This is a genomic window from Achromobacter sp. FW305-C-30-7, assembly GCF_058783105.1.
The window spans coordinates 183,264-201,590 of the sequence record NZ_JBYSYI010000005.1 but is presented as its reverse complement, the minus strand read 5'-3'; the positions used below and the strand labels follow the sequence as shown (position 1 = coordinate 201,590).

The 18,327-nt window shown below is 66.6% G+C and carries 18 protein-coding genes; 12 read left to right on the top strand and 6 right to left on the bottom strand.

The features are described from left to right. Nucleotides 1-129 precede the first annotated feature (129 nt). A complete protein-coding gene (locus AC3WOB_RS17830; protein WP_013390901.1) occupies nt 130-1,458 on the bottom strand; it encodes an amidase in 1,329 nt (442 codons plus the stop codon). A gap of 315 nt (nt 1,459-1,773) precedes the next feature. Here AC3WOB_RS17830 and AC3WOB_RS17825 point away from each other — a divergent pair, with 315 nt between their 5' ends. The 6 genes from AC3WOB_RS17825 (at nt 1,774) to AC3WOB_RS17800 (ending at nt 7,809) form a co-directional block, all read left to right on the top strand. Next, nucleotides 1,774-2,787, top strand: a complete 1,014-nt coding sequence (locus AC3WOB_RS17825; protein WP_013390900.1) for a LacI family DNA-binding transcriptional regulator — start codon at nt 1,774-1,776, stop codon at nt 2,785-2,787. A gap of 39 nt (nt 2,788-2,826) precedes the next feature. Beyond that, nucleotides 2,827-3,624, top strand: a complete 798-nt coding sequence (locus AC3WOB_RS17820; protein WP_013390899.1) for a phosphodiesterase — start codon at nt 2,827-2,829, stop codon at nt 3,622-3,624. 120 nt (nt 3,625-3,744) lie between these two features. Next, a complete protein-coding gene (locus tag AC3WOB_RS17815; RefSeq protein ID WP_492275757.1) occupies nt 3,745-4,800 on the top strand; it encodes an ABC transporter ATP-binding protein in 1,056 nt (351 codons plus the stop codon). Between the two features lie 27 nt (nt 4,801-4,827). Then, on the top strand, nt 4,828-6,123 hold the full coding sequence (locus AC3WOB_RS17810; protein WP_013390897.1) for an ABC transporter substrate-binding protein: 1,296 nt from the start codon (nt 4,828-4,830) through the stop codon (nt 6,121-6,123). A gap of 13 nt (nt 6,124-6,136) precedes the next feature. Next, nucleotides 6,137-7,012, top strand: a complete 876-nt coding sequence (locus AC3WOB_RS17805; protein ID WP_013390896.1) for a carbohydrate ABC transporter permease — start codon at nt 6,137-6,139, stop codon at nt 7,010-7,012. Continuing rightward, nucleotides 7,009-7,809: a carbohydrate ABC transporter permease gene (locus AC3WOB_RS17800; protein ID WP_013390895.1), complete on the top strand. Its 801-nt coding sequence runs from the start codon at nt 7,009-7,011 to the stop codon at nt 7,807-7,809. Before AC3WOB_RS17805 ends, AC3WOB_RS17800 begins: the two co-directional genes overlap by 4 nt. A 15-nt stretch (nt 7,810-7,824) precedes the next feature. Here AC3WOB_RS17800 and AC3WOB_RS17795 read toward each other — a convergent pair whose 3' ends face one another. Beyond that, entirely contained in the window at nt 7,825-8,142 is a 318-nt protein-coding gene (locus tag AC3WOB_RS17795) for a hypothetical protein (protein ID WP_013390894.1), read from the bottom strand. 89 nt (nt 8,143-8,231) lie between these two features. Next, nucleotides 8,232-8,579, bottom strand: a complete 348-nt coding sequence (locus tag AC3WOB_RS17790) for a DUF1840 domain-containing protein (RefSeq protein WP_013390893.1) — start codon at nt 8,577-8,579, stop codon at nt 8,232-8,234. Nucleotides 8,580-8,901: 322 nt separating this feature from the next. Between AC3WOB_RS17790 and argS the strand changes: the two genes are divergently transcribed. The 5 genes from argS (at nt 8,902) to AC3WOB_RS17765 (ending at nt 14,361) form a co-directional block, all read left to right on the top strand. Further along, nucleotides 8,902-10,584, top strand: a complete 1,683-nt coding sequence (gene argS, locus AC3WOB_RS17785; RefSeq protein WP_013390892.1) for an arginine--tRNA ligase — start codon at nt 8,902-8,904, stop codon at nt 10,582-10,584. A 9-nt stretch (nt 10,585-10,593) separates the two neighbouring features. Further along, the gene (locus AC3WOB_RS17780; RefSeq protein ID WP_013390891.1) at nt 10,594-11,343 is read left to right on the top strand and encodes an SPOR domain-containing protein; all 750 of its coding nucleotides are present in this window, start codon (nt 10,594-10,596) and stop codon (nt 11,341-11,343) included. A gap of 81 nt (nt 11,344-11,424) precedes the next feature. Then, nucleotides 11,425-12,054, top strand: a complete 630-nt coding sequence (locus AC3WOB_RS17775; protein ID WP_013390890.1) for a thiol:disulfide interchange protein DsbA/DsbL — start codon at nt 11,425-11,427, stop codon at nt 12,052-12,054. Between the two features lie 136 nt (nt 12,055-12,190). Then, entirely contained in the window at nt 12,191-13,402 is a 1,212-nt protein-coding gene (locus AC3WOB_RS17770; protein WP_013390889.1) for an ABC transporter substrate-binding protein, read from the top strand. After that, nucleotides 13,381-14,361, top strand: coding sequence for an alpha/beta hydrolase (locus AC3WOB_RS17765; protein ID WP_041652053.1), 981 nt, complete (start codon nt 13,381-13,383; stop codon nt 14,359-14,361). The genes AC3WOB_RS17770 and AC3WOB_RS17765 overlap by 22 nt, the downstream gene beginning before the upstream one ends. Before the next feature lie 21 nt (nt 14,362-14,382). Here AC3WOB_RS17765 and AC3WOB_RS17760 read toward each other — a convergent pair whose 3' ends face one another. Together AC3WOB_RS17760 and AC3WOB_RS17755 are read right to left on the bottom strand one after the other, a co-directional pair. Then, on the bottom strand, nt 14,383-15,576 hold the full coding sequence (locus AC3WOB_RS17760) for a trans-sulfuration enzyme family protein (RefSeq protein ID WP_013390887.1): 1,194 nt from the start codon (nt 15,574-15,576) through the stop codon (nt 14,383-14,385). An 82-nt stretch (nt 15,577-15,658) separates the two neighbouring features. Then, entirely contained in the window at nt 15,659-16,384 is a 726-nt protein-coding gene (locus AC3WOB_RS17755) for a nitroreductase (RefSeq protein ID WP_492275756.1), read from the bottom strand. Nucleotides 16,385-16,518: 134 nt separating this feature from the next. Here AC3WOB_RS17755 and AC3WOB_RS17750 point away from each other — a divergent pair, with 134 nt between their 5' ends. Next, nucleotides 16,519-17,145, top strand: a complete 627-nt coding sequence (locus tag AC3WOB_RS17750) for a LysE family translocator (RefSeq protein WP_013390885.1) — start codon at nt 16,519-16,521, stop codon at nt 17,143-17,145. A 43-nt stretch (nt 17,146-17,188) separates the two neighbouring features. Here AC3WOB_RS17750 and AC3WOB_RS17745 read toward each other — a convergent pair whose 3' ends face one another. Continuing rightward, on the bottom strand, nt 17,189-18,256 hold the full coding sequence (locus tag AC3WOB_RS17745) for an MBL fold metallo-hydrolase (protein ID WP_013390884.1): 1,068 nt from the start codon (nt 18,254-18,256) through the stop codon (nt 17,189-17,191). Nucleotides 18,257-18,327: the final 71 nt, after the last annotated feature.

The window sequence follows — 18,327 nt, the reverse complement described above, 5'->3', positions numbered from 1 at the left end:
GGCGTAAGGAAACCGCCGAGACCGCGTGATCCGCAACCCGGCGTAAAAAAGCCAGCCTTACCGGGCTGGCTTTTTCTTTGAACGCCGCCGCGCCAACGCGGCTTCAGCCCGCGCGCGGGCGGCTGACGCTCAGCCGCGCGGCCACATGTCGGACGCGCCGATATCCGGCGCGGTGGCGGCCAGCAGCCGCTGGTGGACCCACGCCGCCATCGCCAGCGTCCGGTGGTCGCTGTAGCGCGCGCCGACCAGTTGCAGCCCAACGGGCAGGCCTTGCGGGCCAGTGGCGAACGGCAGACTCAGACTGGGATGGCCGAACACCGTCCAAGCGCGCGAGAACTGCGGATCGCCCGTGCCCAGGTCGGCGAACGGCGCCTCGCCGCTCGCGCTGGGCGCCAGCAGCACATCGTACTTGTCGAACCAGGCATCCACGCGCGCGCGGGATTCGGCGGCGCGCATCAGGTTCTTCTGGTGCTCTTCAGCAGTGATCCGCGAGCCCGCCTCCAGGATGGCCTGGATCTTGGGGCTGAGCTGCGCCGCATGCTCCAGGCGCTCGTAGGCCAGCGCCTGCGAGACTTCAAATGCCATGATGTCGGCATGCAGCTGCACCAGGACGCAATGCTCGGGCGGCAGCGGCACTTCCTCGACCACGGCGCCGGCGCGCGACAGGATGGCTGCTGCCTGCGCGTAGGCTTCCTTGGTTTCGGGCAGGGCATGCCGCCATTGCAGGCTGCGGTACATGCCGATGCGCGGCTTGCCGTCGTACGCCAGGTCTAGCATGCGGGGATCGCGCATCAGCACCGAAGCAAACAATGCCACGTCCGGCACCGAACGGGCAAAGCCGCCAATGGTGTCCAGCGACTCCGCCACGCTTTTGACGCCGGCGCGGGAAATGCTGCCAAAGGTCGGCTTGAAGCCCACGATGCCGCAATAAGACGCGGGGCGGATGATGGAGGCCGCGGTCTGCGTGCCCAACGCGAAGGGCACCATGTCGTCGGCCACCGCCGCGGCCGAGCCGCTGGATGAGCCGCCAGGCGAGTAGGCCTCGTTGCGCGGGTTGCGCGTGGGGCCTGCCTGATAGGTAGCGAATTCGGTCGTCACGGTCTTGCCGACGACGATTGCGCCCGCGCCCCGGCATAACGCCACCGAGGCCGCATCCAGGCCCGGATGGTGACGTTCATAGATGGGCGAGCCGTAACGCGTGGGCAGGTCGACGGTGTCGAACAAGTCTTTCACGCCCATCGGCAAGCCATGCAACACGCCCTGCAGCGCGCCGCGGTCCAACGCCTGCGCGCGGTCGAGCGCGGCCTGCTTTTGCAGCGCGGTCCACGCATGGATGGTGCTTTCGCGTTGTTCGATGCGCGCAAAGCAGGCGCGCACCAGTTGCTCTGCGGTCAATTCGCGCCGTTGCAGCTTGCGCGCGGCTTCCAGCGCGCCAAGTCTGTTCAAGGCAGTAGACATGGTCCTTTCCTCTTTACCGGTACCGCGCGTCTCGCGCGGCAGCAAAATACGCACCCGGTCCCCTTTGACCGAGGATCCGCCTTGTGCACGGCGTCTTGCCGCACAGTCCGGATGGACCGACTCTTGCCATTGTGCGCGCTGCGTCAATTGGGATAAACACCGAAAAAAGCCGTTTTTCCCCGGGAAAATCGCATGCCGCGCCATGGCGATTTGTTGTTGCGTCGGCATCAGCATAGCGCAAACCCGTGCAATACAAAGGTCATATTTGTCGAGTAAGATGAAATCGTTTTCAGAAAACCCGGCAGCAATCCCGCCATGGCCTCGCGCTCGTCGCCCCGCTTTTCCATCATTGAAGTGGCCCGCAAGGCCGGGGTTTCCCCGGCGACGGTTTCGCGCGCGTTCAACCAGCCCGAGATCGTGCATCCCGACACGCTCGCGCATATCCGCAACGTCGCCAAACGCGCGGGCTTCCGGCCCAATCGCGTCGGCCGCAGCCTGCGCTCGGGCAGCACGCGCACCATCGGCCTGATACTGCCCACGCTATCCAACCCCGTGTTCGCCGAGTGCTTCGAAGGCGCGGAACGGCGCGCGCGGGAATCGGGCTACAGCGTCATGCTGACCGCCACCGGCTACGATCCGGCGGTGGAATCCGCGGCGGTCCAGGGCCTGATGGACCACCAGGTCGATGGCCTGATCCTGACGGTCGCGGACGCCGCCAAGAGCGCCACGCTGGACGACCTGGACCACGCCGGCATTCCCTACGTGCTGGTCTACAACGAGTCCGGCGCCCATCCCTTCGCGTCGGTCGACAATCGCGCGGCCGCCAGCGACATGGTGGCCCACCTGGCCGCGCTGGGCCATCGCCGCATCGCCCTGGTGACGGGCCCGCTGACCGCCTCGGACCGCGCCCGCCGCCGGCTGACAGGAGCGCGCGCCTGCGCCAAGCGCCTGGGCCTGGACGCCATCCAGCACATCTCCATGAGCTCGCACACGGGCAGCGATCTGGACGCCCTGAAGGCCGCCCTGCGCGGCAAGCAGGCGCCCACCGCCTTGTTCTGTTCCAACGACCTGCTGGCCACCGCCGTCATTGCGGACCTGGTGGGCCTGGGCCTGTCCGTGCCTGCCGACATTTCGGTTTGCGGATTCGACGGCATGCGCTTCGGCGCCTTGCTGACGCCGCCCCTGACCACCGTGGCCCAGCCTAGTGACGGCATAGGCGAAACCGCCTGCTCGAACCTGCTGGCGCAGATCCAGGGCCAGCCGCCGCATTCCGACCGTCTGCCGCATTGCATCGTGGTCGGCGGCACCGCCGCGCCGGTGCGCCGCTAAGGCCCTTTCCTACAACAATCCTTCATCAGTACACGCGTCATGCTCATCGCACAAATCACCGACCTGCACATGCGCACCCCCGGCGACAAGGCCTACGGCATCATCGATCCGGCGGCCTTCCTGGCGCCCGCGGTGCGCGCGCTCAACGCGTTGACCCCGCGCCCCGACTGCGTGCTGATCACGGGCGACCTGACCGATCTGGGCCGCCCGCACGAATACCAGGTGCTGCGCGAACATCTGCAGGCGCTGGAGATTCCCTACTTCCTGCTGCCCGGCAACCACGACGACCGCGCCCAGCTGCGCGCGGCCTTTCCGGACCACGGCTACCTGCAAGGCGGGGGCCCGTTCATCCAATACGCCATCGAAACCTATCCGCTGCGCATGCTGGCGCTGGACACGGTGGTGCCCATGAAAAGCCATGGCGAGCTCTGCCAGGACCGCCTGGACTGGCTGGCCGCGCGCTTGGCCGAACAGCCCGAGCGGCCCACGCTGGTCCTGATGCACCATCCGCCGTTCCTGACCGGCATCGAACACATGGACGCCATCGGCCTGCTGGCCGGCGCGCCCGAACTCGAACGCATCGTGGCGCGCTTTCCCAACGTGGAGCGCGTGCTTTGCGGCCATCTGCACCGCACGATCTTCCAGCGCTTCGGCGGCACCATCGCCTCCACCTGTCCGGGCACCGCGCACCAGCTCGCCCTGGAATTGGGACCGCGGCCGACGCTGCAGTACATCATGGAACCGCCGGGCTACCAGCTGCATTGGTGGCAAGGGAAAAACCTGGTCACGCATCATGCGGTCATCGGGGATTACCCCGGCCCGTACCCATTCGCCTGAGGCCAAAGCTAGACTACGAAAGTTTGTTCTGCCATACATCCGTCATGTTTGCGCTGCACAATGAAAAGGTTTTCATAACAGGCAACAATGCGGATCTAACTATTAGATCTTCGAGACAGCATGTCATCCATCGTCCTGGATAACCTCACCAAACAGTACGGCAACGCCGCCGCGATCCATGGCGTGAGCTTTACGGTTCCCGCCGGCAGTTTCAAGGTCCTGCTGGGTCCGTCCGGCTGCGGCAAGTCCACCACGCTGCGCATGATCGCCGGGCTGGACACGCCGACCTCGGGCACCATCCACATCGGCGACCGCGACGTCACCCAATTGCCGCCCGCCAAGCGCCGCATCTCGATGGTGTTCCAGTCGTACGCGCTGTTTCCGCACCTGTCGGTGCGCGAGAACATTTTGTTCGGCCTCAAGGTTCGCAAGGAGCCGGCCCGCGACTACGACCGTCGCCTGCAGCGCGTGGCCGACCTGCTGGGCCTGAGCCATCTGCTGGACCGCAAGCCCTCGCAATTGTCCGGCGGACAGCAACAGCGCGTGGCATTGGGCCGCGCCGTGATTTCCGAAGCCCCGGTCTGTCTGATGGACGAACCGTTGTCCAACCTGGACGCGCAGCTGCGCCATGAAATGCGCCGCGAGATCCGCGCCCTGCAACAGGACCTGGGCATCACCATGGTCTACGTCACGCACGACCAGACCGAGGCCATGAGCATGGCCGACCAGGTGGTGCTGCTGCGTGGCGGCAAGATCGAACAGCACGACACGCCGGACGCACTGTATGCGCGGCCCGCCACCGAATTTGCGGCGCGCTTCATCGGCACGCCGCCCATGAACCTGATCGGCTTGGCTTCCCTGCAGGGCGCCACGGTCATCGCCGGCACGCATGGCCCCGCCATTGCCGGCGCCCCAGCGGGCGCCATGAAACTGGGCGTGCGTCCGGAGCACATCCGCATCGACCCCAACGGCATTGCGGCCAAGGTGGAAAGCGTGGAGTACTTCGGCGCGGACTCCATCGTGGTTTGCCGCGTGGGCGACACCAGCGGCGTGGCCGTGCGCGTGGGCGGCCATCTGCGCGCCAGCGCGGGCGAAACACTGGGCCTGTCCTGGCAGGACGGCCAGCAGCACTTCTTTGCCGCCGATTCGGCGGTCATCAACTCCGCCGGCCGCTAGGGCCCGTACACAGGAAAGGAAAACAACATGCGTCGCATCGTACTGAAAACCCTGGCCGCCAGCCTGGCCGCCGCCTGCCTGTCGCTGCCTGCGCAGGCGCAGAACAAGCCCGTCGAGGTGGAGTTCTATTACCCCGTCGCGGTCGGCGGCCCGATCACCAAGATCGTCGACGACATGGTGGCGGATTTCCAGAAGGAAAATCCCGACATCAAGATCAAGCCGATCTACGCCGGTTCGTACCAGGACTCGATCGCCAAGGCGCTGACCGCGCTCAAGGGCGGCACGCCGCCGCAACTGGCGGTGCTGCTGTCCACCGATATGTTCACGCTGATCGACGAGGACGCCATCGTGCCGATCGACAGCCTAGCCAAGAGCGACGCCGACAAGAAATGGCTGGGCGGCTTCTATGACGCCTTCATGCAGAACAGCCGCAGCGGCGGCCATACCTGGGGCGTGCCGTTCCAGCGTTCGACCATCGTCATGTACTACAACAAGAACCTGTTCAAGGCCGCCGGGCTGGACCCCGAGCGCGCGCCCGCGACCTGGGCCGAACTGGTCGAGTACGGCAAGAAGCTGACCAAGCAGGACGCGTCCGGCAACACCACGCAGTGGGGCATCGAGATCCCGTCGGGCGGCGCATTCGCCTACTGGCTGTTCCAGGCGCTGACCACGCCCAACGGCGCGATCCTGATGAACGAAGCCGGCAATGAGGTCTATCTGGACAAGCCGGCCGTGGTGGAAGCCGCGCAGTACTGGCGCGACCTGTCAGCCAAGCACAAGATCATGCCGACCGGCACGATCGATTGGGGCACCACGCCCAAGGACTTCCTGGAAAAGAAGGCCGCCATCGTCTGGACCACCACGGGCAATCTGACCAACATCCGCAAGAACGCCGACTTCCCGTTCGGCGTGGCCATGATGCCGCAGCAAAAGCGCGGCGGCAGCCCCACCGGCGGCGGCAACTTCTATATCTTCAAGAGCGGCACGCCGGCGCAGCAACAGGCCGCGCTGAAGTTCGCGCAATGGGTCACCACGCCAGAACGCGCCGCGGACTGGAGCATCGCCACGGGCTACGTGGCCGTGACCCCGGCCGCCTGGCAAACCGAAAAAATGAAAAAGTACGCGCAGGAAGTGCCGGCCGCCGCGGTCGCGCGCGACCAGCTGGAAGTCAGCGTGGCAGAGTTCTCCACGCATGAGAACCAGCGCGTCACCAAGACCCTGAACGACGCCCTGCAAGCCGCCCTGACCGGCTCCAAGACGCCGCAGCAGGCCTTGACCGACGCCCAGCGCGAGGCCGACCGCATACTGCGTCCCTACAAGTAATCCGACAAGCACGATGAGCCGCTCTTTAAACGCGCTTTATGGCTGGCTGCTATTGCTGCCAGCCATCGTGCTGCTCGCCGCTTTCACGCATTACCCGGCGGTGGCGACGCTATGGCACAGCTTTTTCTCTACCCCCAAGGGCGCGCGTCCCGCGCGCTTCGTGGGGCTGGACAACTACGCCGTCATGCGCGATGACCCGGTGTTCTGGCAGTCGCTCTGGAACAATCTGTGGTTCGCGCTGGGTACCATTCCCACGTCCATCGGCATCGCGCTGATCATGGCGCTATGGGTCAACCGCAACCTGAGCGGGCGCGGTTTCCTGCGCATGGCCTACTTCACGCCCACGGTGCTGCCCATGGTGGCGGTGGCCAACATCTGGCTGTTCTTCTACACGCCGCAGTACGGCCTGATCGCGCAGGTGATGCAGCTGTTCGGCTCGCCCGGCCCCAACTGGCTAGGCAACCGCGAGACCGCGCTGCCCGCGCTGATGCTGGTGACGGTCTGGAAGGAAGCCGGCTTCTTCATGATCTTCTACCTGGCCGCGCTACAAACAGTATCGCCGTCGCTGCGCGAGGCCGCGATGCTGGAAGGCGCGTCGCGCTGGCAGTATTTCCGCCGCATCCTGTGGCCGCTGCTGATGCCCACCACGCTCTTCGTGCTGATCAACGCCTTGATCAACGCGTTCCGGCTGGTGGACCACGTGGTGGTCATGACCCGCGGCGGGCCGGATAACGCCAGCACGCTGCTGCTGTACTACATCTACCAGGTGGGTTTCAGTTTCTGGGACACGGCTTACGCCGCCACGCTGACCGTCGTGTTGCTGGTGGTGCTGGCGCTGACCGCGCTGATCAAGTTCCGCTGGCTGGACCGCAGGACGCACTATCAATGAAAGACAAGCTCGATACCCTGGGCGCCTGGGCGCTCGGCCTGCTGTGGATCCTGCCCCTGGCCTATGCCATGTGGGCGGCGTTCCACCCGCCCGCCTACGCGACCCGCTTCGACCTGTTCGCGCCGCTGACGCTGGACAACTTCGTGCGCGCCTGGAATGCCGCGCCGTTCCCGCGCTACTTCCTCAACACCTTCCTGCTGGTCACCATGGTGCTGGCGGCGCAACTGGTGCTGTCGACGCTGGCCGGCTACGCCTTCGCGCGCTTCGAGTTCCGCGGCCGCGATTTCGTCTTCATGCTGGTGCTGCTGCAGCTGATGATCATGCCGGACGTGCTGCTGGTGGAAAACTACCGCTCCATGAGCCAGCTGGGCATCCGCGACACGGTGTTCGCCATCGGCCTGCCTTACTTCGCGTCGGCCTTCGGCATTTTCCTGCTGCGCCAGACCTTCAAGACGGTGCCGCGCGAACTGGAAGAGGCCGCCCGCATGGAGGGCGCCAACGCGCTACAGGTGCTGTGGAAGGTGTATGTGCCGCTGGCCAAGCCGATCTACGTGGCCTACGGGCTGGTGTCGGTCAGCCACCACTGGAACAACTTCCTGTGGCCGCTGATCATCACCAACTCGGTCGAATCGCGGCCGCTGACGGTGGGCCTGCAGGTGTTCTCGTCGACCGACCAGGGCATCGACTGGTCGGTCATCACGGCCGCCACGCTGATGTCGGCTGCGCCGCTGCTGATCGCCTTCCTGCTGTTCCAGCGCCAGTTCGTGCAGTCGTTCATGCGCGCGGGCATCCGCTAAGGGCCCGCGGCTTTCTCAATAGCCGACCGTCAACCCCGGCAGGTCCACGGTGATGCGCGGGCGCTCCAGCGCCAGCGCCAGGTGCTCGGCGAACTCGCGGGCCTCCTTTTCGTCGCTGGACAGGGTGTCATAGCCGAGCGCGTCGGCCACGCCCAGCACCTTGTCCAGCAGCAGGACCTTGCCGCTGGGGCGCAGCGGCTCGCAGCCCAGCGTTTCCCAGGCGCTGTCGAACCAGTCGCGCGCGTCGCTCTGGCGCTGCGGCGAGGGCTCGACGTTGGCCGAGAGGTCGACCGAACGGCGGGAGTCGAAAACAACGGTGATATCGCTGCGCATGGTGTGATTCCTTAAGGTGGCGTCAGGCGAGAAGCGTAGGCAAAAATCACCGGGCAGATTGTCCGCCCGGCGACATTGGGCTTGCCGGCTTACCAGCCGCGCGACACCTCCCAGGTGACTTCGGCATTTGCCGCCAGGGATTGGCGCATCATATCCAGCAGGGGGAAAGCGCGTTCCTTCAGGCCCACCATGCGTGCCATGGGCGATGCAGGCGCCTTGTCGTCGTCTTCTTCGTCGCTCTTGTCATGGGAACTCTGATAGTCGTCGATGGCGCGCTCGATGCCGCTGATGGCGGGTCCCAGCTGTTCCACGGTGAAAACGCCACGCTCCGGGATCTTGTCTCCGAAGGACTTGCCGGCCGCCTGCAACAGCGCGCCCGCATGGTCGGTCAGCATCAGAACCTCGGCCACGACCTTGGAATGAAAGGTGATCAGCATATTCCAGTCTCCCACATTGATTACTTACATACACTACCGCAACACCCGGGGGCTGCCAACTGGCCCGGGGCAGCAGGTCCGATGGCCGGGCGCCATCCGTCCCCCCAGACCCTCCGGCGCAAGGTTCCCGCCCTGGGCGCAGGCCGGTCCAATGGCCAAATCAAGCTATGATTCAGGAGATTCCCGTGACAGCGGGACCTGACGCGGCCATGAATGCGGCGCGCGCGGTCCGCCCGGCTACGCCGCCCCCTGTCCGCTCCGCCCGACAGGCCCGGCCTGTACGGGCGCGTCCGTCACTAACTCAGAACTTCTCCAGACGCCCATGCTCCTCGAGCAACAAAAACAGCTTATCTCCCTGATCCAGGCCGCCGTCGCGCAAAGCCTGCCCGACGCCGTGGCAAATGTGCTGCTGGAGCGCCCCAAGGTTGCCGCCCACGGCGACGTCGCCACCAACGTGGCCATGCAACTGGCCAAGCCGGCCCGCCGCAACCCGCGCGAACTGGCCCAGGCCATCGTCGACGCCCTGATGGCGCAGCCCGGCGCCGCCGGCCTGATCGAGTCCGCTGAAATCGCCGGGCCGGGTTTCATCAACCTGCGCATCACCGCCGCCGCGCGCCAGGCCGTCATCGCCGCCGTGGCCGAGCAGGGCGCCGCCTTCGGCCGCTCGCCCCGCAGCGGCGAGAAGATCCTGGTCGAGTTCGTGTCGGCCAACCCCACCGGTCCGCTGCACGTGGGCCATGCCCGCCAGGCCGCGTTGGGCGACGCCCTCTGCCGCCTGTACGACGCCATCGGCTGGGACGTCACCCGCGAGTTCTATTACAACGACGCCGGCAACCAGATCCACAACCTGGCCATCAGCGTGCAGGCCCGCGCCCGCGGCCTGACGACCGAATCGCCCGACTGGCCCGTCGACGGCTACAAGGGCGACTACATCGCCGACATCGCGCGTGACTTCCAGGCCGGCGCGACCGTCCACTCCGATGGGGTGGACGTCATCGCCACGGGCGACGTCGACAATCTGGACGACATCCGCGTCTTCGCCGTGGCCTACCTGCGTCGCGAGCAGGACCTGGACCTGCAGGCCTTCGGCCTGGCGTTCGACAACTACTACCTGGAAAGCTCGCTCTATACCTCCGGCCGGGTCGAAGCGACCGTCAAGGCGCTGGTCGCCGGCGGCCATACCTACGAGGAAGGCGGCGCGCTGTGGCTGCGCACCACCGAACTGGGCACGGGCGACGACAAAGACCGCGTCATGCGCAAAAGCGAAGGCGGCTACACCTACTTCGTGCCGGACGTGGCCTACCACAAGGCCAAATGGGAGCGGGGCTTCCATCGCGCCGTGAACATCCAGGGCAGCGACCACCACGGCACCGTGGCGCGCGTGCGCGCCGGCCTGCAGGCTCTGGAAGAGGGCATCCCCAAGGACTACCCGGCCTACGTGCTGCACAAGATGGTCAAGGTCATGCGCGGCGGCGAAGAGGTCAAGATCTCCAAGCGCGCCGGCAGCTACGTGACCATGCGCGACCTGATCGACTGGGTGGGCCGCGACGCCGTGCGCTACTTCCTGATCCAGCGCCGTGCCGACACCGAATTCGTGTTCGACGTGGACCTGGCGTTGTCCAAGAGCGACGAGAACCCGGTCTATTACATCCAGTACGCGCACGCCCGCATCTGCTCGGTGATCAACAATGCCGCCATGCCGGCCGCCGACGTGGCCCAGGCCGATGCCGCGCTGCTGACCGCCCCGACCGAATTCGCGCTGATGCAGCGCCTGGCCGAATTCCCCAACGTGGTGGCGCTGGCGGCGCAGGAACTGTCGCCGCACCATATCGCCTTCTGGCTGCGCGACTGCGCCTCGGACTTCCACGCCTGGTACGGCGCCGAGCGCGTGCTGATCGATGACACCGCCCTGAAACTGGCCCGCCTGCGCCTGGCCTCGACCACGCGCCAGGTGCTGGCCAACGGCCTCGAGCTGATGGGCGTGTCGGCGCCCGAGCGGATGTAACATCGGTTCATGGCAACCAAGCGCAAAACCACCACCCGCCGTTCCTCCGGCGAAAGCGGCAGCACCCTGTACGGCGCGCTGGCCGGCTTGCTCCTCGGCCTGATCGTGGCCGCCGTCGTCGCCTTCTACGTCACCAAGGCGCCCGTACCCTTCGTCGACCGGGCCAGCCGCCAGGGCGACAATGGCAAGCTGCCGGATCCGCGCCAGGCGCCGGACCCCAACGCCGGCCTGTACGGCCGCGACGGCGCCGCCGGCGTCCCGTCCACCGGCCCGACCGCCACGGCGCCCGCGCCGCTGCCGGGCGCAGGCGTGGCCACCGGCCCGGCCACGGGCCCCGCCCCCACCAAGGGCGACGACACCCCCGCCAAGCTGGACGACCTGGGCGCGCTGATTGCCACCCTGCCCACCTCCAAGGGGCCTGCCGTAGCCTCCGCCGCGCCGTCCGCCGCCCCCAGCCAGGCGCCCACGCCGATCTCCAAGGCCGCGCCCGCGCCGGCTCCCAAGCCGGCCGCCAGCGCGTCCGCGGCCAACGGCACGTACTACCTGCAGGCCGGCGCATTCCGTGGTGAAAACGACGCGGAATCCCTCAAGGCCCGCATCATCCTGCTGGGCCTGCCGGTGGCGGTGCAAAAGGCCGAAGTAAACGGCAAGGCCATCAACCGGGTCAGGGTGGGTCCCTTTGCCCGCCTGGACGACATGAACCGGGCCCGCGGCCGCCTGGGCGAGAACAAGATCGAAACCGCCGTGGTGCGCCAGTAATGCGCGCCGCCGCGCCCGCCAGCATTGAACTTATCCGGCCCCGGGCCTGTCTGTAACTTTTTACTCAGGAACCTCTCATCCATGCTGTCCCCCAAGATAATCCGCATCCTGGCCGCGGCCGCGCTGACCGCCACGGCTTTCTTCAGCCCGGCAAGCCACGCGCAAGGCGCGCAGCAATCCATCGCCATCAATCCACCGCTGCCGTCGGACACCCCGGGCAAGATCGAGGTCCTGGAATTCTTCGCCTACACCTGCCCGCACTGCGCCGCCATGGAGCCCATGGTTGAAGACTGGGCCAAGACCGCACCGCCGGACGTGGTGCTCAAGCAGGTTCCGATCGCTTTCAACGCCGGCATGAAGCCGCTGCAGCAGCTCTACTACACGCTGCTGGCCCTGGACCGCCCGGACCTGCACCCCAAGGTTTTCGCCGCCATCCACGGCGAACACAAGCGCCTGTTCGACAAGAAGGCGATGGGTGAATGGGCCGCGACCCAAGGCGTGGACCGCGAGAAGTTCGACTCGGTCTTCGATTCGTTCAGCGTGCAGACGCAGGTGCAGCGCGCCAACCAGCTGGCCGAGGCCTACCGCATCGACGGCACCCCGTCGTTCGCTGTCGGCGGCAAGTTCATGACCTCGCCCGTCATGGCCGGCAACAGCTACGAAGGCGCACTGAAGGAAGTGACCCGCCTGATCCCGCTGACGCGCAACTGATACTTTTCAGCCAGAATACGCAACGCCCCGAGCCGCCAGGCCGGGGCGTTTTTCTTTGCCGTTGGCGCCCGGGCCCGCGCTACACTTTCCGCACAACAATTCGCCGCGATAGCGGCACATAACGGGTGGAAGACAAATGAAGCAGCGATTCCCGCGCAGCCGCGCGATGCTGGGCCTGTGCCTGGCGCTGGCCGCCAGCCTGGCCCAGGCCAATGAAGCCGATGGCGTGAAGATCGGCGTACTCACGGACATGGCGGGCGTCACCGCCGACGCCACCGGCAAGGGCTCGGTCGAAGCCGCCCGCCTGGCCATCGAGGAAATGGGCGGCACCCTGCTGGGCAAGCCCATTTCGCTGGTATCGGGCGACCACCAGCATCGGCCCGACATCGGCAGCAGCATGGCGCGCAAGTGGTACGACACCGATGGCGTGGACGTGATCGTGGACGTGCCCAATTCCTCGGTGGCGCTGGCGGTGCAGGGCATCGCGCGCGACAAGAAAAAGCTGGTGCTGTTCTCCAGCCCCGGCACCACCGCGTTGACCCAGGCACAATGCTCGCCCTACGGCGTGCAATGGACCTACACCACCTACGCGCTCTCGCGCGGGACGGCGACCGCGGTGGTCAACGAAGGCAACAAACGCTGGTTCATCCTGGCGTCCGACTACGCCTTTGGCAAGCAGCTGGCGGCGGACACCGAAACCGTGGTCAAGGCCAACGGCGGCGAGGTCGTCGGCACCGTCTACCACCCGCTGAACGCCTCGGATTTCGCGTCCTTCCTGTTGCAGGCGCAAGCCTCCAAGGCACAGATCATCGCCATCGCCAACGCGGGCGGCGACACCATCTCGGCCATCAAGCAGGCGGCGGAATTCGGCATCGGCGGCGCGCAGCAGCTGGCCGCCATGCTGCTGCTGATCACGGACGTGCACAGCCTGGGCCTGCAGGCCGCGCAGAAAACCTATCTGACGGTTCCGTCCTACTGGGACATGAACGACGGCACGCGCGCCTTCGCCAAGAAGTTCGAGGCCCGCGTGGGGCGTCCGCCCACCTTCCTGCAGGCCGGCGTCTACGGATCGGTGCGCCATTACCTGCAAGCCGTGAAGGCCGCCGGCACGGTGGACGCCGATGCCGTCATGGCCAAGATGAAATCGCTGCCCATCGACGATCCCTTCAGCCTGAATGCGCGTATCCGCGAGGACGGCCTGGTGGTACGCGACATGATGCTGGCGCAGGTCAAGACGCCGGCGCAGTCCAAGGCGCCCTGGGACTACTACAACATCGTGCGCAACATCCCCGGCGCCACGCTGGCCTGGCCCTTGTCGGAAAGCCAATGCCCGCTGGTCAAACCATGACGCAAGCGGTTAGCCCGGCGGCAGTGACCCTGTCCGACTTCGGCAGCTTTTACGCGGGTGGCCGGCAGGTACGCATCGACGGCCAGCCACAGCGCGACATCGCGTTCACGCAGAGCGCGTCGCTGGCCTACGACCCCAACGGCCTGTACCACTTCGAGCAGGCCTACGTGCAGTACTTCATCCCGGCGCGGCTCGCGCATCCGCTGCCCATCGTGCTGTTGCATGGCGGCGGCATGACGGGCGCGATGTGGGAACAGACGCCGGATGGAAGGCCGGGCTGGATGCAGCATTTCCTGCGCCAGGGCCACGCGGTCTATGTCGTGGACAACGTCGAGCGCGGCCGTGCGGGCTGGGCGCCGTTCAAGGAAGTCTGGCCCGAGCCGCCCATCATCCGCAATGCCGAAGAGAGCTGGACGCTGTTCCGCTTCGGGCGCGCCGAGGACTACGCGGCGCGGCGCGCTTTCGAGGGCCAGCGCTTTCCGGTCGCCGTGTTCGACGACTTCATCCGCCATGCAGTGCCGCGCTGGCTGGGCAATAACGATGCGGCGTTGAGGGGGTTCTGCGCGGTGCTGGACCGCATCGGGCCGTGCCTGGTAATGGCGCACAGCCATGGCGGCGAGGTCGCCTACCGCGCGCTGCATGCGCGGCCGGATCTGGTGCGCGGCGTCATCGGCATCGAACCCTCGGGCTTCTCGCCCGAGGTTGCGGCCCAGGCCGTGGCGGACAAGCCATTCCTGTTCGTCTATGGCGACTACCTGGACGCCACGCCGCTGTGGGAAAAGCTGTGCATCACCGGACAGGCCTATGCCGATGAGCTGGCGCGCCAGGGCGCCCGCGTGCAGACCTGGCGCCTGGCCGACATGGGCATTGCCGGCAATTCGCACATGCCCATGATGGACGACAACAGCGACGACATCGCCGCGCGCATCGGCGTCTGGATACGCGGCACGGCCGCCTGAGGCGGCCTCGCCTCGCGCAGCTCAGCCCTGGACGGCCGCGGCCTTTTCCAGCGCCTGGGTCAGGTCGGCGATGATGTCGTCCGGCGATTCCAGGCCGATGTGCAGGCGCACCAGGGCGTTGTCGCCTTCGCCCCAATAGCGGTGCTTGGACAGGTCCTTGCCCGACACCAGCTGCACCAGGCTTTCGTAGCCGCCCCAGGAAAAGCCGATGCCGAACAGCGTCAACGAATCCACGAACACGCGCGCCGCCGCCGGCGACAGGCGCAGTTCGACGGACAGCATGCCGTTGGAGCCGGTGCAATCGCGCTGCCACAACGCGTGGCCGGGATCCTGCGGCCAGGCCGGGTGGAACAAGCGCACCGTCTCGGAACGGCTCTTGAAGAATTCGCACACCTGCAAGGCGTGGCGCGCATGCTGCGCCATGCGGATGGGCATGGTGCGCACGCCGCGCAGGGCCAGCCAGGCGTCATCCGCGCTGATGGAATAACCCATGGCGTACTGCGTGCGGTTGAGCTTGCGGGCGATCTCTTCGTCATTGGTGACGACGGCGCCCAGCATCAGGTCGGAGTGTCCGCCCACGTACTTGGTGCCTGCAATGACGGACACCTGCGCGCCCAGCGTCAGCGGGCGGTAGATGTAGCCCGAGCCCCAGGTATTGTCGGTGGCCAGCACCAGGCCACGACGCTGCGCGAAGGCGGCCATGGCGCCCATGTCCAGCATCTCGAACAGCAGGGATCCGGGCGACTCCACGTACAACAGCTTGGTGGTCGGACGCACCAACTCTTCCAGGTCCTCGCCGGCCGCGAAGTACGTGATCTCGATGTTCATACGCTTGAGCACCGCGTCGTCCAGCTCGCGCATCGGGCCATAGACGCAATCCGAGATCAGCGCGTGGTCGCCGGCCGAGCACAGCGCCATCATGACCATGGTCATGGCCGACAGGCCCGAGGACGCCAGGTAGCAGTGCGTGCCGCCTTCGAGCTGGGTGAAGACCTCTTCCAGCGCCGCATGCGTGTCCATACCCATGCGTCCGTAGGTGGAGGCGCGGCCGCCTGCCGCCTTGCTGCGCTGAGCCTTTTCAAGCGCGGCGAGGTTCTCGAAGCGCACCGTGCTGGCGCGCATCGGCGGCAGGGGCACCGGCGCCGTGCCGGTTTCGGGGTTGAACGGGGCGGTGCCTGCGTGCTGCAGAAGCGTATCGATGTGTTTGGTGGGCATCTTCAGTGGACTGCTTGCGTATGGACAGGGGCGGAATAAAGGCGATCAGGATGAACCATATCAGGCCAGGCGCGGCCTGTCCCTATCCGCCGATCCAGGTGACGGTTTCGGACTGCGAGGCGCGGCTGGTGCGGTAGCTGTTGGCGGGGTGCGCCGTATCCGCATAGCCGAAGGAAATGCCGCAGACCACGCGCCGGTCCGCGGCGATGCCGAGTTCCTCGCGCAGCACTTCCGGGTACATGGCCAGGGATGCCTGGGCTACCGTGGCCACGCCGTTGGCCTGGGCTGCCAGCAGGAAATTGGCCACATAGCCGCCGCAATCCATTGCGCCATATTCGCCCAGCGCCTCGTCGGTGGTGACGATGGCCACGTGCGGCGCGTCGAACAGTTGGAAATTGCGCATTTCCTGGCGGCGGTAGGCCTCGCGGTCGCCGCGCGCCACGCCGACCGCGCCATACAGCTGGAAGCCTGATTCGCGCCGTCGGGCCAGGTACTCGCCCTGGTATTCGCGCGGAAACGGAAAATCCGGCGTGAAGCCAGACTGTTCCGCGCGGCGTTGCAGCGCGCCGCGCAGGCGGTCCGTGCCCGCGCCTTCGGTGATCGTCACCTGCCAGGGCTGACAATTGCACCAGGAGGCGGTGCGCTGCGCCAGGGCCAGGACGCGTTCGATGGTGCCGCGCGCCACCGGCTCGGGCAGGAATGCGCGGCAGCTGTGGCGGGCCTGCAGCCACGCCTCGAGCGAGGCGTCGGGGCGCGCATCGGCGCCCTGCAAGGGTTCCGGGGATTGCGGCATGGCGGTGGGGGGCATGGCGGTTGTCTCTCCTGGTCGGCCCGGCTGGTCCCGCAAGGGACGCATGGGGCATGCATGATGGGCACGTCTTTGCCTTTATGATGCCACTTCCGGCCGCCTAGAGCCGGCCGAACCGTTCCAGGCGACCACTCATGCTGCCCATCGACACCCTGATCGCATTCTTCGGCATTGCCGTCCTGCTGGCCCTGACTCCGGGGCCGGACAATCTGTTCGTGCTGATGCAGTCCGCCATCTGGGGCCGCAAGGCCGGCATGTTCGTGGTGCTGGGGCTGTGCACGGGGCTGCTGGGGCATACAGCCGCCGTGGCCGTGGGACTGGCAGCCGTGTTTGCGGCCTCGCCCATGGCCTTCACCGTGCTCAAGCTGGCGGGCGCCGCCTACCTGGCCTATCTGGCGTGGCAGATCCTGCGCGCGCCGGTCGAATCCGAAGCCGGCAAGCGGCCCGAACCCATGCGGCCCGGTGCGCTGTACCGCCGCGGCATCGTGATGAACCTGACCAACCCCAAGGTGCTGCTGTTCTTCTTCGCCTTCCTGCCGCAGTTCACCTCGCCGGCGCTGGGTCCCGTGGGTTTGCAGACCATGCAGTTGGGCGCGGTCTTCATGGTCGTCACGCTGCTGGTGTTCGGCGCCATTGCGTTCTTCTCGGGCGCGTTCGGTGAACTGCTGCAGCGCTCGGTGACCGCCAAGCGCTGGCTGAACCGGATTGCCGCGTTGGTGTTCATCGGGCTGGCCGTGCGGTTGGCTACGGCCACGCGTTAGGCGGCGCGGCGGCCCATGCGCGCCGCCTTTCTGCCTGCCACGCTCAGACGGCCGAGAACCGCACGATGCCGTCCGCGCCCAGCGCGCGCTTGAGCTTGCCTTCGAAATACAGCGCATGCAGGTGCGCCAGCGCCTCGCCCATGGCGAAGGTCAGCTGGTGCAGGTCCAGCTTGCGCTTGAACAGCACCGGCACGATATCCGTGGTCGATTGCGGCTGGATGGCACAAGCTTCCAGCACTTCCGCCAGGCGGTCGCGATGGTGTTCATGCTGTTGCGCGATGCGCTCATGCAGGCCCTTGAAGGGCCGGCCGTGCGAGGGCAGCACCAAGGTGTCCCTGGGCAAGTCGGCGTAACCATCCAGCGAACGCAGGTACAGGGGCAGGGGATTGGCGTCGGGCTCGTAGTCGAACACGCTGACGTTGGTGGAAATGCGCGGTAGCACCATGTCGCCCGAGATCAGCACGCCGAGATCCGGTGAAAACAGCGAAGCGTGCTCAGGCGCATGCCCATAGCCCACGATCACGCGCCAATCGCGCCCGCCGATGCGCACGTCATCGCCGTGCATGATGCGGGTATAGCGCGCGGGCACGGCCGGCACCAGATTGGGGTAGTAGTTGGCGCGCTGCCGAATCTGCTCTTGCGCGTCCAGGTCGGTCAGGCCGTGGCGGGCGAAGTGGTCCACCGCCGATTGGCCGCCCGGGCCGCCGCCCGCGTCGCCGCGGCGCGAGGACCACAGCGAGGCCACCACGAAGTCCGTCATCGTCATCCACAAAGGAGCACTCCAGCGTTCGCACAGCCAGTGCGCCAGGCCGATGTGGTCGGGGTGCATGTGGGTGACGATGACGCGCAGCACCGGCAGGCCTTCCAGTTCGGTCTCGAACACGCGTTCCCACAACGTCTTCACTTCATCTCGCGTGATGCCGCAGTCGACGATGGTCCAGCCGTCGCGGCCGTCGATGTTGTCGCGCAGCAGCCAGAGGTTGATATGATCCAGCGCGAACGGCAGAGGCATCCTGATCCATTTGACCCCTTCCGCCACCACGTGCGAACGGCCGGGTTCGGGCTGGAAATCAGTCCAGGGATATTGCAGTTTCTGTTCGTTCGGGTTCATTGCCTCTCCTCCACGCTTGACGATCGGGTCAAGTCATCATAATTTACGTTTACGTAAACTGCCATATCTCG